The sequence below is a fragment of the Parasphingorhabdus sp. genome (assembly GCF_039977335.1).
GTDB lineage: Bacteria > Pseudomonadota > Alphaproteobacteria > Sphingomonadales > Sphingomonadaceae > Parasphingorhabdus.
In genome coordinates this window covers 644,278-657,602 of the sequence record NZ_JBDWDI010000004.1, presented here as the reverse complement: position 1 = coordinate 657,602, position 13,325 = coordinate 644,278, and the positions used below count along the sequence as shown (strand labels likewise).

General features: G+C 51.7%; 16 protein-coding genes. 10 read left to right on the top strand and 6 right to left on the bottom strand.

Annotation, left to right across the window (positions count from 1 at the left end):
* Nucleotides 1-171 precede the first annotated feature (171 nt).
* From ABJM21_RS10385 to ABJM21_RS10355, 7 genes are all read left to right on the top strand, one after another.
* Nucleotides 172-2,280: a tetratricopeptide repeat protein gene (locus tag ABJM21_RS10385; RefSeq protein ID WP_348301217.1), complete on the top strand. Its 2,109-nt coding sequence runs from the start codon at nucleotides 172-174 to the stop codon at nucleotides 2,278-2,280.
* Between the two features lie 179 nt (nucleotides 2,281-2,459).
* Nucleotides 2,460-3,575 carry a hypothetical protein gene (locus tag ABJM21_RS10380; RefSeq protein WP_348301218.1) on the top strand — a complete coding sequence of 372 codons (1,116 nt, stop codon included), beginning with the start codon at nucleotides 2,460-2,462 and terminating at the stop codon, nucleotides 3,573-3,575.
* Between the two features lie 183 nt (nucleotides 3,576-3,758).
* Nucleotides 3,759-4,211, top strand: a complete 453-nt coding sequence (locus ABJM21_RS10375) for a hypothetical protein (RefSeq protein ID WP_348301219.1) — start codon at nucleotides 3,759-3,761, stop codon at nucleotides 4,209-4,211.
* A 114-nt stretch (nucleotides 4,212-4,325) separates the two neighbouring features.
* On the top strand, nucleotides 4,326-4,694 hold the full coding sequence (locus ABJM21_RS10370) for a nuclear transport factor 2 family protein (protein WP_348301220.1): 369 nt from the start codon (nucleotides 4,326-4,328) through the stop codon (nucleotides 4,692-4,694).
* Nucleotides 4,695-5,004: 310 nt separating this feature from the next.
* Nucleotides 5,005-5,457, top strand: coding sequence for a DUF4442 domain-containing protein (locus ABJM21_RS10365; protein ID WP_348301221.1), 453 nt, complete (start codon nucleotides 5,005-5,007; stop codon nucleotides 5,455-5,457).
* A 267-nt stretch (nucleotides 5,458-5,724) separates the two neighbouring features.
* Nucleotides 5,725-6,678 carry a cyclase family protein gene (locus ABJM21_RS10360; RefSeq protein WP_348301222.1) on the top strand — a complete coding sequence of 318 codons (954 nt, stop codon included), beginning with the start codon at nucleotides 5,725-5,727 and terminating at the stop codon, nucleotides 6,676-6,678.
* Nucleotides 6,675-7,334: a chromophore lyase CpcT/CpeT gene (locus ABJM21_RS10355; protein WP_348301223.1), complete on the top strand. Its 660-nt coding sequence runs from the start codon at nucleotides 6,675-6,677 to the stop codon at nucleotides 7,332-7,334. The genes ABJM21_RS10360 and ABJM21_RS10355 overlap by 4 nt, the downstream gene beginning before the upstream one ends.
* Nucleotides 7,335-7,368: 34 nt before the next feature.
* On the opposite strand, the gene ABJM21_RS10350 is transcribed toward ABJM21_RS10355, so the two are convergent.
* Together ABJM21_RS10350 and ABJM21_RS10345 are read right to left on the bottom strand one after the other, a co-directional pair.
* Complete coding sequence (locus tag ABJM21_RS10350) at nucleotides 7,369-7,815, bottom strand: GFA family protein (protein WP_348301224.1); 447 nt, start codon at nucleotides 7,813-7,815, stop codon at nucleotides 7,369-7,371.
* A gap of 108 nt (nucleotides 7,816-7,923) precedes the next feature.
* Complete coding sequence (locus tag ABJM21_RS10345; RefSeq protein ID WP_348301225.1) at nucleotides 7,924-8,073, bottom strand: hypothetical protein; 150 nt, start codon at nucleotides 8,071-8,073, stop codon at nucleotides 7,924-7,926.
* Nucleotides 8,074-8,222: 149 nt separating this feature from the next.
* On the opposite strand from ABJM21_RS10345, the gene ABJM21_RS10340 reads away from it, so the two are divergent.
* Nucleotides 8,223-9,674 carry an MFS transporter gene (locus tag ABJM21_RS10340; protein ID WP_348301226.1) on the top strand — a complete coding sequence of 484 codons (1,452 nt, stop codon included), beginning with the start codon at nucleotides 8,223-8,225 and terminating at the stop codon, nucleotides 9,672-9,674.
* Here the strand turns inward: ABJM21_RS10340 and ABJM21_RS10335 are convergent.
* Genes ABJM21_RS10335 through ABJM21_RS10325 form a run of 3 tightly spaced genes read right to left on the bottom strand, consistent with a single transcriptional unit; the run spans nucleotide 9,671 to nucleotide 11,219 of the window.
* Nucleotides 9,671-10,105 (bottom strand): DoxX family protein, encoded by a 435-nt coding sequence (locus ABJM21_RS10335; RefSeq protein ID WP_348301227.1) that lies wholly within the window; start codon nucleotides 10,103-10,105, stop codon nucleotides 9,671-9,673. The two genes, ABJM21_RS10340 and ABJM21_RS10335, sit on opposite strands and share 4 nt — an antisense overlap.
* Nucleotides 10,102-10,548, bottom strand: a complete 447-nt coding sequence (locus tag ABJM21_RS10330) for an ion channel (protein WP_348301228.1) — start codon at nucleotides 10,546-10,548, stop codon at nucleotides 10,102-10,104. Before ABJM21_RS10330 ends, ABJM21_RS10335 begins: the two co-directional genes overlap by 4 nt.
* A 32-nt stretch (nucleotides 10,549-10,580) precedes the next feature.
* The gene (locus ABJM21_RS10325) at nucleotides 10,581-11,219 is read right to left on the bottom strand and encodes a hypothetical protein (RefSeq protein WP_348301229.1); all 639 of its coding nucleotides are present in this window, start codon (nucleotides 11,217-11,219) and stop codon (nucleotides 10,581-10,583) included.
* Nucleotides 11,220-11,639: 420 nt separating this feature from the next.
* On the opposite strand from ABJM21_RS10325, the gene ABJM21_RS10320 reads away from it, so the two are divergent.
* Together ABJM21_RS10320 and ABJM21_RS10315 are read left to right on the top strand one after the other, a co-directional pair.
* Nucleotides 11,640-11,846, top strand: a complete 207-nt coding sequence (locus tag ABJM21_RS10320; protein WP_207988636.1) for a cold-shock protein — start codon at nucleotides 11,640-11,642, stop codon at nucleotides 11,844-11,846.
* A 119-nt stretch (nucleotides 11,847-11,965) separates the two neighbouring features.
* On the top strand, nucleotides 11,966-12,949 hold the full coding sequence (locus ABJM21_RS10315; RefSeq protein ID WP_348301230.1) for an alpha/beta fold hydrolase: 984 nt from the start codon (nucleotides 11,966-11,968) through the stop codon (nucleotides 12,947-12,949).
* Here the strand turns inward: ABJM21_RS10315 and ABJM21_RS10310 are convergent.
* The gene (locus tag ABJM21_RS10310) at nucleotides 12,946-13,293 is read right to left on the bottom strand and encodes a DUF962 domain-containing protein (protein ID WP_348301231.1); all 348 of its coding nucleotides are present in this window, start codon (nucleotides 13,291-13,293) and stop codon (nucleotides 12,946-12,948) included. The two genes, ABJM21_RS10315 and ABJM21_RS10310, sit on opposite strands and share 4 nt — an antisense overlap.
* Nucleotides 13,294-13,325 lie beyond the last annotated feature (32 nt).

Here is a 13,325-nt window from a genome sequence, read left to right as displayed (position 1 = left end):
GATTGCAGAAGTCTGACTATCTTACAACCGATTAGGAATGCCCGCTTTGGGTGCAAAAGTGGACGTTAGCCAAAAGCGCTCACCACCTCGTATCTAGGTCCTTGCTGATTTATCGATTGTGCCGAATCCAATTTGCATTATGTTACAATATGTTGGTTGGGGGACGGCCTTTTGGATTCGTTGGAGCGGCAAGATAAGCTCGCTGAAATTGGTGGCCATGCACAGGCGGTGCTTTTTGGGCCATTTCAGCTTGTTGCGCAGGATGGCGCAGAAATCCTTATTTCAAATCGCCGTGCGCGCGCTTTGCTGGCAATGCTATGCTTGGCGCCGGATGAACCTATTGACCGCGATCATTTAAGCAAGCTTTTGTGGCCTGGCCGGTTTGAAGCACAAGCGCGGGCGAGCCTGCGACAATGTTTGTCGGACTTGGGCAAAATATTGGCGACAGCGGATTGTGACCTTTTGGATATTTCGCGATCCCGGATCCGCCTGAAAACCGGAACCGTCAAAACCGATCTCTCCGATCTGCATGTCTGCCTCACGGAAGGCGATAGTCTTGAAGCGACCGAAAGACTGACGTCCATCGGTACCAAACCATTGTTGGATCAGATGAATTTTGGCGAAGCGTTCAACGATTGGCTTACAGGGCATCGCCATCAGGCGGAACAGCGTTTGCAAAGCGCGGTCACAACAGCATTATCAGCTTTGGAGAAACGTGATAATCTGGCTGGACATGCCCGATTGCTTAACGTCTGGTCGGTGCGATCCCCTACCGGCAAAACAATATCGGACCGGAAACAAGGCAAAGCCCGGATTGCCGTACTGCCATTTAAATCGATGTCCGATCCGGACGATCACGGATTTTTTGCCGATGGTGTTGTTGACGAACTGATCACCAGTCTGGGACAGGTGCCGCAGCTTCTGGTTGCCGGTCGGACGTCATCCTTTCAGTTCAAGGATTCGAACAAAGCCCCGTCGGAAATAGCCGGTGCACTTAACGTGTCGTATCTTTTGGAAGGCTCGGTTCACCGGCAAGAAGAACAGGTTCGTGTTGCCGTCGGTCTGGTTGACGCGGAAAGCGGCTTTGAATCATGGGCCTTTAGCTATGATGGGAGTCTCGACGATATGTTTGCCGCCCGGGCAGAAGTTGTACAGGCAGTAACAAACGGGCTGAGTGATGCGCTCAAATTGAAGGAGCATGACACCAAACCCCGCAAGCTGACCAGCAATAGGGAAGCTTATGGGCTTTATTTGCAAGGGCGGGCGCTAACCATCAGGGCCATCGGAGATGGCGTGCTGCCAACAGCCATTGAACTGCTCGAGAAGGCGCTGGAAATCGATCCCGAATTTGCGGAATGCTGGACGGCACTGGCCGAAGCAGAGATTAATATGACGGTCTACACGCCCTGTCTGGACAGATTGGAGCGATGCGAAAAAGCTGCCGGATATGCAAAGAAAGCGCTTAGCCTGTCGCCACAGCAGGCACATGCCCGTATCGTACTTGCCTTTTATGCGTGGACGCAAAATAATATTGTCGGTGCGCTTGACCTGGCTTTCGAGGCTTACCGGCTGGAACCCAACAATCCCGATGTTCTAAACCGTGTCGGTTCTTTCCTGCTCTATTGCGGGCGTTCTCGGGACGCCTTGCCCTATATTGAAGCCAGCATAGATCAAGATCCGGTAAATGGCCGTAATTACGCTATACTTTCAGCAGTTTATCTCAACCTTGGTAATGTTGATGCCGCTATTGAGGCGGGGCAGAGGATGGTCGATCTTGGTTTTCCATCTCTGTGGCTCGCAGCCGCATTGGCAGTATCGGGCGACAATGATGCTGCGGTGGAAACCTATCAGCTGACAAAGAAGCTGATGAACACTGTCATATTTCCGCCGGCGGGCAGTGCACCGCTCGACCCGGATGCGATGGATGCCTATTGGCTGATGGCTGCGAAGGGACTTTGGAGCGGTGAAGACCAGGATCGCAAAAATTATTGCATTGTGGTGGAGATGCTCCACGCGACACTGCACGATCCCTATGATAGTACGATCACATTACCGGCGATCTGGATGGGTCAGGCGCAGATGGTCTTCAAAACCCTTGGCCAGCAGATAACAACGGCCAATTTTTTCTCTTTCATGTCGCTGTGGACCGACGCAGAGCCGATAAACCAGATTCGACTGGATCCGGACTTTATGGATTTTGCAGAGCGTATCGGAATGGTTGCGGCATGGGAAAAATATGGCTGGCCGGATCTACTCCCCAAACCTTCCACCATGAACTAGATCATTATTGACGCTTTTTTGACGGTAGCGCCGTTGACGCGATGTTACAACTGCGCCCATCAATAACGCACCGAAACTGCAGACAAGCCAGACCAATTTTATCGGATCGGAATCATTCGATTCCGGCAACGAGAAAGCTGTGCCTGCTGTTTCAAAATATTGAAAACAGGAGAGTTAAAGTGAAACTGATGAAAAAGATGATGACTGCGACATGCATTACACCGGCTTTGTTTTTTCCAGCGGCAAATGCCCAAACCGTAACGAAACCAGCTGCCGATGTTACAGCGGAACAAGTTTTTGAACTCTCGTCTGCTCAGGACGCCGGCACGAACGGCGGCGGTCCATGGGTCGCGGAGAAAGATGCCATTTGGCAACGCGGAGAAATCTCTGCAATTGAAGTTTGCCATGGGGCACATGTTGATAGCATTACGCCTATTTATGCAGGTGTACGCGGCACAAAATTTGGCGGCAATGGAGGAAGATGTGAAATATGGACTCTCCCGAAAACGGGATATTTGAAAAGCATCTATATTTGGTCCGGCAGATATATGGATGCAATTCAATTTCATATGAGCGAAGGCAAATCTTCTAAAATATTCAGCGAAGGGGGCGGTCGTCGGACAATTCTAGAAGACCGCAACGGCGCAGCTATCCGGAAAATTGACGGCAAATGGGGCGTTTATCTCGACCGCGTACGCGTACATTTCGGATTGCCTTACTATATTGATAACGTCAAATTTGATTATGATGCCCTGAAAAAACAGATGGACGTCACCAAGCCGGAACAGATTGATCTTCAGTTTGTGAGCGCTTGCCGAAGCAGTAGCTCTGTTTCTCAGAAAATTGAGATTTCTAAGAAAGTGAAGGAGATGCACAGCTTTAAATTTAGCAATACAACGGCGTTAAATATCAAGACCTATGTAGAAGGCGGTTTTGGACCAATTGTTAAAGCTGGCGTTGAAACCAGTGTGAACACTGCATTTACTGTCGAAAAAGCAAATGGTTTTGAAACCGAGTCAAATTATGTTCGGACGATCAACGCCACTGCGCAGCCAGCCACAAAAATACATGTCATAACCACCTCAAAAAAGGCTGACCTTGATCTCCCCTATACCTATGATCTGATCCACTACAAAAACGGCAACAAAAAAGACGTTGTCAGGTCGCAAAATTTCAATGGTGTCTATAAAGGGAACAAGACAGCGTCCACAGAGACTGAACAGATCGACTATGATTGTGAGACAGACCAACCTCTTGATGAAATTGCTGCAGATGACGAATATGATGTGCAGTGATAAAATAATATTGACGCTTTTTTGACGGTAGCGCCGTTGACGGGATGTTACATTTTAGCCCATCAACAACCTACTGAGATTGCAGACAAGTTAGACCATTTAGGTTGGTCCGGAAACCCCCGGTTGCCGCCAATGGAAGAGCTTTGCCTGCGGTTTCAAGCAAACCAAAACAGGAGAATGATGATGAAATTGACGAAAACAATGATGATCGCAACCGCGATGCTGGTGACAACACCAATGGCCTTGCCAACAGTCGCAGCGGCACAGGAATTCCCGATGGTGGCCGGTGACTATTCGCAAGTTAGCGGAATTTTTGTCAAAGACGGCGGAGCGTTCAAATATGCGACCCACCTTGCAACCAAGTGGGTCGACGTTCAGGAATTTGCCAAATCCAAGGGCTGGATCAGCGATTACAAAATACTCATCAACGAATATCCCCGCGATGGCGAGCCAACAATCTATCTGATGACCACCTTTGCGAAAATGGCTGATGCAGCGGAAGGCGAAAGACGCAACAAAGCATATGATGCCTACATGAAATCGTCTGCAGAGCAGCAAATAGCAGAATCCGGTAACCGGGCGGAATACCGGACCGTGCAGAGCAGCATGCTGCTTCGCGAATATAAAGTTCGATAGACCGCCCTTAGGTCTTTTCGAAAAGCACGCGCAAGCGATGCGTTCGGCGGATGGACTTGCGACCCTCCATCCGCCGGATTTCTTCTTCATTCTAGCAAATATGAGCCAGATGATATGGCCGATATCGAAGAACTCGCAGACGATTTTTTGTCCCTTATCCAGTCCGGTCAAGCGGTCGCGGCGGCGGAAAAATATTGGGCCATTGATATCGTTATCATCGAGCCTGGGGATAGTATCGAACATGTACCGGTCATCGTGACGGGATTTGACGCTGCCCGCGACAAATTAAACAATTGGCTGGGTCACAGCGCGATGGAGGAACTCAGCATCGATGGCCCGTTCATCACGGGCAACCGCTTTGCCTTGTTTATCGACATGCTGATCAAGCGGCGCGCAACCGGTGAACGCAAACCCTTTTCCGAGATCGCTATCTACACCGTCCGCGACGGCAAAATCATTGAAGAGCGATATTTTTACGGTTGATCGAAACGCCCTGGGCACTTTCACTCAAGGCCAGAAGACGACCCATTGACCCACTATATTACCATCGATAAATCACAGCCTGATCGGATCGTGTTAGAAATCTCTGGAGAAAACTAGACACCCAAAAACCTCCTGATTGTTCATCAAGTCTACTAGATAAGCAATCGTTGGCTTTGAATATCAACAATGATGTCGTGTCTAATGTCCGCTATCTGGATAAATCAAACGTCTGCATTCACTTCCTATCACAATCTCGCATTTCCCTCCGCCGTGCACCATGTCAATTTGCGCGTCAAAGGAGCTCACACCCATGCAAACTGATAGCACCGCCATCCAAACTGAAAAATATAGCGTTCCCTTTGTCGAGCGCACCGGGATGCGGCCGCTTGAAAAGCGCACGGGTTATGTCAACATGCTGATGCCGCTTGCCGGGAATGAAAATCATGTCGGTGTGATGTATATGGGGGCCTTTACCGTGCTGGCAGAAGCAACCGCTGCAACGCCAGCGATTGATTTTCTCGACAAGAAACGCTTTTTCCCAATCATCAAGGATTTGTTCGTCGATTTTCAACGGCCAGCGGGGAGCGATGTGACGGCGGAATATAGCTTGAGCGATGCGGATATCGCTGCGCTGGAAGCCGATCTGGAGCGCAAGGGTTCGGCCGGATATCTCGCCGAAATCGCGATTAAAGATACGGATTGCGTGACGGTGGCCGCGGCGAAGGTTACCGTGAAATTGCTTAGCCACGGTTTTAAGAAATAGGATGACAGGGAGAGCCGTCCCCAAACATGCTTTCCTACACGCATCCTCTTCGGTTATATTAGGCTCATGACTACCGGAATATATCAGTATCGTCTTCTCGGGCATTGGTGAAACGATTCATCGTCGCTGGCGCTCCACTCAACCGAATTTGACCCCCATTTTGCGTATAATGTGTCGAATTTCTCTTTTCGGAAAACGGCAACGATTGGCGAAAGGATTATGGCGATGCTAGGGATCGGATCAGGGACGAGAAAAGGGAGAAACAAGATGCGGATGATGGTGATTTTATTGGTGGGTGCAGCGCTTGCGGTTCCGGCGCTGGCGCAAGATGCCCAAAAGCAGGGGGAGAAGAGCTGGTATCCCAGTAAATATGGCGCGGAAGATACCAAGGGCGCGATGAACAATCTGTCGCCCGAAGGTACAGTCAACGCGGCCAAGCTGGTCAAAACTGGCAAAACTTATGCTTTGGGCGTGGTGACGGGGCCAAAAACGCCTGCCTATCCGCCGCGATCCTATAGCGCGACCATCTTGCAAACCAATGACGGGCAGGGTGGTTCCATGGGCGCGAACAAGGTGACGGCGCATGATGATATTATTTACAGCTGGGTCGGGATCGGGACGCAAATAGATGGCTTCGCGCATCTTGGTATCGACCATCATTATTATAATGGTGTGAAGGGCAGTGAACTTTATCAGCCGGCTGGCGTGACAAAATACGGGACGGAGACGATCCTGCCAACTGCAACCCGGGGTGTGCTGCTAGACATGACCAAGCATTATGGGAAGTCAGTGCTTGATCCCGGTACAGCGTTTAACCAAGCAGAGATTGAGGCGGCGGCCAAAGCGGCTGGTGTAACCATCGGCAAGGGTGATGTGGTGTTGTTCCACACGGGCTGGATGAGCAAGAGCACGACTGACCCGCAGGGTTATATCGCGCAGCAACCGGGCCTGGGCGTTCAAGGAGCGGAATATCTCGCTTCGCTGGACGTTGTGATGGTTGGCGCGGATACCGCGGCGCTGGAAGCGATCCCGTTTGAAGATCCGACCAAGCCGTTCATTGTTCATCAGACTCTGCTCGCCAAACATGGCGTGCATATTTTGGAAAGCATCAACACGGCGGAGCTGGCCAAAGATGGTGCGACCGAATTTATGTTCGTGCTTGGCCAGCCGCGTTTCAAGGGCGCGGTGCAGATGGTGATTAATCCGGTCGCGATCCGGTGAACCTCAGGACAATGGTTCTGGTCGCCTTGATATTCTCGCAACTTGCCGCCGGCTGCGCTCCGTCCGAAGATATTATCGCAATCGATGGTCAGGAGAATGGTCAAGCGGTGCAACTCGCCGGGATGATGGCGGGCCGCTTTGCTGAGCAAGGTGATATCGCCATTTACGATTTTCGCGCCAAGCTGCCGTCTATGGGTGAAGGGCAATGGCTATATTATCAGCGGGATCGCGGTAAACGCGATGCGGGAGACACGCGCGAGGCTTATCGCCAGCGGGTGCTTCAACTGGTGAACCGGCCGGATGGTAAAGTCGCGCAGATTACGTGGAGCCTGAAGGAGCCAGCAGGCTATGCCGTCGCGCCCAATGATCCGGTGCTGTTGGCGTCGCTCACCCGGGATGCGCTTGTTCCGACGCTGGAGCCAGGCTGCCAGCAAATCTGGGTGCTTGAGAGCGGCACATGGCGCGGCCGGGTTGATCCGGCGCAGTGCACAATTTTCTCGAAACGCCGAAACCAACGGATCGCCATCGGCTCGGAAACACGCCTGACCAAGAGCACATTGCAAGAAGCGGAGCGCGGCTTTGATCTGGACGGTAAGCAGCTGTGGGGTACGGCACCCGGCGCTTTTTCAACGATGCAACGGGTCAACGCAGACTAGAGCATAGGCGAGTTAGCGTTGCTGCTGTTCGGTGTCATTCCGGTTGAGGGGCGTATAGGGCTTCCACCTCTGCGCCGGTCAGGTTTTTGGTCTGCTCGGCAAGGTTATAATAGTCGGGCTTGCTGTCGATATAGACTTGTGTTGTGAAGTTCAGGCCGTCGTCGGTGTCGAATATCGCACTGGCGATCATATATTGGCCGGGTTCTTTCAGCCGGTAGAACAGGTTGGTGCCGCAGGTTTTGCAAAAGGCGCGCTCGGCCCATTCTGAGGAATTATAGACAGCGATATGGTTTTCTCCCGTTATCGTGACATCGGTGCCGCAATCCAGTTCAAAGGCAGGGCCACCGCCCCAGCGCCGGCACATATGACAATGGCAGGCGCCGACTTCCGTGCTCGCTTGATGGGCGGTAATCTGGACCGCACCGCAGAGGCAATGGCCTTTGCGTTCTTTGGTTTTAGGCGTGTCGGGGGCATGGGTCATTGGCGCTCTCCTGTTGAATGATTCCGCAAATATATGCCGGCACAAGAGAAGATCCATTGACTATGATCAACGAACCAAGTCCACCTGCCAGAGCGTTATGGCGCAGCTTTATGACAGGGCCGGTATGATCCAGACAAAGGACATCGCGATCAGCGCTGCGACTAGCGAAAAGGCGAGGACCCATCGTACCCCTTGGGGGCGGGTCTTGTTGCTGGCTTCCTTCTCCGTGACTAAGATTTCATCTCCATGGCGTTCCATTGGGCCTTCCTTCCAAAATTGCCCTCCAATGCGGGCCATAGCACAGATTGATGGGTTTGTTCAGGGCGCGCAGCTTGTAAACAGCAGGAACCTGTTTAGGATCATGAGAAAGAGCGCCAATTAAAGAGGTGCCGCCAATAGGGGGATATATGAACGCAACGGTGCGTGCGATGGATGACAAACCATCAATCTGGACGAAATTGGCTTATGGCTTTGGTTCAGTCGCCTATGGGATCAAGGATGGCGGGTTTCAGTTTTTTCTTCTGATATTCTATGCACAAGTCATTGGCCTAAATGCCCAGCTTGTTGGATTGGCGATATTGATTGCGTTGGTCGCAGATGCGGTGAGTGATCCGATTGTCGGCTATTGGTCAGACAATTTTCGGTCCAAATGGGGGCGACGCCATCCGTTTATGTATGCGGCCGCAGTGCCGGTTGCGGTCAGCTATTATTTTTTGTGGAACCCACCGGAAAGCTGGAGCAATGCGCAGCTTTTCTGGTATGTGCTGGGGCTATCCATCCTCATCCGTACATTGATAACTATTTACGAAACTCCCAGCACCGCGCTGGCGCCAGAGATGACACAAGATTATGATGAGCGCAGTTCGGTGATCAGCTTTCGCTGGTTCTTTGGTTGGCTTGGCGGCAATACGATGGCGATCGTTATGTTTATATTGATCTTTCCGGCTTTCGTGACGGTAGCGATCAGCAATGGCCAGTTTAACCGCGATGCTTATGCCTTATATGGCTTTATCGCCTCGCTAGTCATGTTTGGGGCGATTATGATATCCGCACTGGGTACGCATCATCTCATCCCCAAGCTTCGGGCACCACCGCCAAAGCGAAAAATTACACCGGGGCTGATGTTCCGGGAAATTTTTGAAACCCTATCTAGCCGTTCCTTTGGCGCCTTGTTCTTTGCCAGTCTCTTAGGGTTTATCGCCTCTGGCCTTGCGGGCGGATTGAACTTTTACTTTGCGACTTATTTCTGGAATTTCAGCCCCCAACAAATCGGACTGATTTCAGTTTGCGTTACCATTTCAACATTTATCGGATTGTTTCTGGCACCCTTTATTACGCGGACAATAGGTAAGAAGCGCGGAGCTATAATTATCGGTCTCATCGCCTTCATTGGTTCCCCGACGCCCATAATGCTGCGCGTGTTCGATATATTGCCGAGTAATGAATCGCCATTTATTTTCTGGTTTGTGTTGACCGCCACGACCATCGATGTTGGCTTGATCATTTGTTATCAGATTTTAGCTTCTTCAATGATCGCCGATCTGGTTGAACAGGCGGAACTGAAAACGGGACGGCGCTCGGAAGGGATCTTTTTTGCCGCCACAACCTTTATCCGCAAATGCGGTGTAGGGGTTGGTATAATATTGGCCAGCACCGTGTTGGGGATTGTTGGATTGCAATCTGGGGCCGGACAAGGACAAGTGTCAGCAGAAACGATTTGGCGTCTGGGCGCAGTCTATGTGCCCTTAATTCTGGGACTATGGCTTACAATGATTGCCGTAATCAGCATGTACCGACTTGATCGAGCGGGCCATGAAGAAAATCTGCGTCAGCTCAACGAAAGGGCCTCGGCTGACTAGACTGTTTTCTCTCTGAACGGCCAGTTGATAACCCCGCCAGCGATTAACGCCCACCAAATGAAGACCGGCTGAAACAGCAGGCGCGGGCCATGATAAGCCCAGCTGGCAGTCTCTCCGCCAATGGCGATATTGTTGATCGCATGATTGATGTTCGCTGGAAAGACACACAGCGCATAGAGCGCAAGTCCGATACCGGCAGCATAGCGAATATGAGGCACAAGCTTGGGCGGGATGAGCAAGCCAATGGCTCCGGCAATCTCAGCGACGCCGGTCAGGAAGATGACCTGTTCCGGAAAGGGCACCCAATCCGGCGTAATCGCCAGAAATCCGCCGGGGCTTCTGATATGGGCGATGCCAGCGAGCAGGTAGAACACAGCCAGCAGAAGCCGAAAGAAGTGGCGCAAGAGTGAATCTTTGACAAGTGTGGTCATCGACTTTTCCCCATACGTGCGACGACGGTGACAAAGAAGGCGGTGGACCAACCGAGTAGGATGATACCGTTCACTCCCTCAATCGCGGCGACCATACGCCAGGCTTCGGCAAAGCCATCGTCATCATAGCCGGTGGTGGCGTAGGTGATGGTCGAGAAATAGATTGCATCCGACAGCGTTGGCAGGGCGTCGAGCAAAAGATAGACAAAGGCATATAACCAAATTTCGATGCCATGCAGGGCAAATAATCCCAGCACCAGCATCAAGGTCACGAAGATCCCGCGCAGTGACATCGGGTGGATATGTTCTTCCGCCTCTTCGCGGGCCTCGACCCTTAAAAGGCGGGCGAGCGCGAGGATGCCAGCCCCGTGAATGATTACGGTGAGCAGAACCATGACAGTGCTGACGAGAAGGGCAGGAAGCATGACGTTGGTTGTGAGCAACTAACTATACCTGCGTCAACCCACCATTGTCCCTAATCGCCCCATGGTGGTGGCGGGACATCGACCGATTTGGACAAATCAAACTCGACACGAAAAAAGCGGCCACCGGATGTTTCGGGACGACGCAGCTCATAGGCGAAGCGAGCTTCCTGCTCGCCCGGCGGGCTTACCTCTACCGCCCAGGTGTTGGTGACGGATTGATCAAGATCTGATGCTTTGAACAGCGCGATGGATTCATCATCGACCGGAAACTCCTGACGCTCGGCAGTTCCTTCCGTCGCTGTGTCGCCGCCATAGTTGGTAACGGCATCAAGTGACCCATCCTCATGGCGGTGGCGGTGCTTGAGGCGCAGGCCATTTTCGGTACGGGTGATGATCCATGTGCGGGACCGGTTCCACGTGCCATCGGCATTGCTGATATGGAACGGGATTTGAATCTGGTTCTGATCGCATGTCGCGACGTGCATGATCATCGGTTGACCCATCATGTCGGCATCGGCCTCTTGATCCGAAACAAGTTGGCCCGGATAAGCCTTGTCGCAAAGCAGCGAGAGGCGCTCGAAATAGACATCCTGTAGAGAAGGGTCTGGCGCGACCGGTGGTTCGCCTGGCTCGCAAGCTGAAAGGACCATAGTCAAGATGGCGGCCGAGAAGATGCTAGTGTTTTTCATTGTCTGTTCCATAAGATAAAGCGCTACACGTTATCGGCATCAAGTGAAAGAGCTGCCATGGTGGCATTGTGAAACATATTCGACCAATCGCCGGCAGGCATGGAATCAAGATGGTTGGTCAAGCTGTGCCTGATATCGTCACTGAAATTGGGGTTTTAACTTTGACAATGGCGGCCATTGCTTTGGTTTCGACGTCGTAATGGCTCGCATCGGCGTATCCCGCTAGCGAAGCGGTTTGCTAAGTACGGTAGAGGCTGCTATGGGCCGCTGCAGCTAATAATCGCGTACGACGAAATTCTGGTTTCGCACCCTTGCGGGTCGCATACTCTTTTTTCCTTTTTCTCGACGTTGGCCAACCCGCTTGACTTAGGCAAATCCGCCTGAGCCAGGCATAATTAAGTTATGAATAGGAATAAGAATATGCCTACAGGCACAGTAAAATTTTTCAACGCAGACAAAGGCTATGGCTTTATCGCTCCTGAAGATGGCGGCGATGACAGCTTCGTGCACATCACGGCCGTTCAGGCAGCTGGCATGCAGACGCTCGAAAAAGAGCAGCGCATTACATATGACGTTGAAACCGGTAACAATGGTAAGAAAGCAGCTGTAAATCTTCAGCAAGCCTAAGCCATTCGGTTAGAAATTCGAAAGGGCGGGAGCGCGAAAGTGCTTCCGCCCTTTTTTTGTCTGTCCTACATGCGTTCGGCTATGTAATATGATCACTCATAATAATTCGGGGCAAAAATATGAAAACCGCATTGCGTATTTTATTAGGCTTGATCGTCATTCTGGTCGCCGCGTTTTTCATATTCCGAACGCCAGATACCGACCGCGCGGAAATGATCGCCAAATATAGCAATGATGCATCGCAATTTGTAGATGACGGTGCTGGTGGCAAAATCCATTATCGCGACGAAGGCAATAAAGACGGTCCCGCGATTCTCCTTATCCATGGCTCGAACAGCTTGTTGCAGACTTGGGAGCCAGTTGTCGCGTTATTGGGTGACAAATACCGACTAATCTCGCTTGACCTATATGGCCATGGCCTTACCGGTCCTCAGGCGCAGGGCGATTATAGCGCCGACATGAATATTGCTGCCGCTGTGAAAGTACTGGATACGGTCGGCGTTGATAAAGCTTATTGGGTCGGCAACAGCATGGGTGGCTGGCTGTCATGGCGCGGAGGCCTTGCGGTTCCGGATCGGGTTTCCGGGCTCGTACTGATTGACGCCTCAGGCGCGCAGACGGATGAAAAGATAAAACCTTATCTCGGGGCGCGACTGGCTCGGTCATCCATCGGGCAATTGTTGTTGCCGGAAATTACGCCCAAGTTTCTCGTGCGCTCTTCGCTGGAAGAAAATTTTGCGCAGCCGGAACGGCTGACCGACGAATTGGTCACGCGCTATTGGGAATTGCTTCGCTTTCCGGGTAATAGGCAGGCGTCGATCGCGCGTGGAAAAACAGAGCGCGAACCGGAAAAATGGGCAGAGGTCGGGGATTTGAAAATGCCTGTGCTGCTTATCTGGGGCGAACAGGATAAAGTCATTCCGGTTTCGCATGCCAAGGCATTTGAAGCAGCTATACCTGAATCCAAGTTGATCATTTACAAAGATGCCGGACATCTGCCGATGGAGGAAACTCCCGATCAGGTGGCGCGGGATATCGGTACCTGGATTGAAGGAACCGAAGCGATGAAAGCATCGGAAGCGGAGTTGGAAGACGCCGCTTAGATGTCTTCTACACCGGCTTTTCGAAGCTCTGGTTTCAAACGTCCGGTCAGCCAAAGGCCCCACATTTTGAAGTCCGCCATCAGCGACCAACGCGGATAGGTGAAAGTTGCTGGTCGATTTTTCTCGACCCGCCAATGCGCCATCCAGGCGAAAAAATAGCCCGCCAATGGCATCGCGAGCAGCAATAGCCAGTTGGTCGTGAAGAACGAATAAAGCGCAATCAGAACGACCAGACTGGTCCCGACATAATGCAAATTGCGTGTCGCCGGTTTGGCATGTTCCTGCAAATAGAAAGGCCAGAATGTTTCAAAACTCTGATGTTCTTTTTGTCTGTTCGCCGTCATTGGCCTTATCCTTCTTCTGCTTTCCACATAGT

Excerpts from the sequence above, each read along its gene's own strand:
- ABJM21_RS10375 (WP_348301219.1), top strand. The coding sequence starts at position 3,759 with ATGAAATTGACGAAAACAATGATGATCGCAACCGCGATGCTGGTGACA.
- ABJM21_RS10370 (WP_348301220.1), top strand. The coding sequence starts at position 4,326 with ATGGCCGATATCGAAGAACTCGCAGACGATTTTTTGTCCCTTATCCAG.
- ABJM21_RS10365 (WP_348301221.1), top strand. The coding sequence starts at position 5,005 with ATGCAAACTGATAGCACCGCCATCCAAACTGAAAAATATAGCGTTCCC.
- ABJM21_RS10360 (WP_348301222.1), top strand. The coding sequence starts at position 5,725 with ATGCGGATGATGGTGATTTTATTGGTGGGTGCAGCGCTTGCGGTTCCG.
- ABJM21_RS10350 (WP_348301224.1), bottom strand. The coding sequence starts at position 7,815 with ATGACCCATGCCCCCGACACGCCTAAAACCAAAGAACGCAAAGGCCAT.
- ABJM21_RS10345 (WP_348301225.1), bottom strand. The coding sequence starts at position 8,073 with ATGGAACGCCATGGAGATGAAATCTTAGTCACGGAGAAGGAAGCCAGC.
- ABJM21_RS10340 (WP_348301226.1), top strand. The coding sequence starts at position 8,223 with ATGAACGCAACGGTGCGTGCGATGGATGACAAACCATCAATCTGGACG.
- ABJM21_RS10335 (WP_348301227.1), bottom strand. The coding sequence starts at position 10,105 with ATGACCACACTTGTCAAAGATTCACTCTTGCGCCACTTCTTTCGGCTT.
- ABJM21_RS10325 (WP_348301229.1), bottom strand. The coding sequence starts at position 11,219 with ATGAAAAACACTAGCATCTTCTCGGCCGCCATCTTGACTATGGTCCTT.
- ABJM21_RS10320 (WP_207988636.1), top strand. The coding sequence starts at position 11,640 with ATGCCTACAGGCACAGTAAAATTTTTCAACGCAGACAAAGGCTATGGC.
- ABJM21_RS10315 (WP_348301230.1), top strand. The coding sequence starts at position 11,966 with ATGAAAACCGCATTGCGTATTTTATTAGGCTTGATCGTCATTCTGGTC.
- ABJM21_RS10310 (WP_348301231.1), bottom strand. The coding sequence starts at position 13,293 with ATGACGGCGAACAGACAAAAAGAACATCAGAGTTTTGAAACATTCTGG.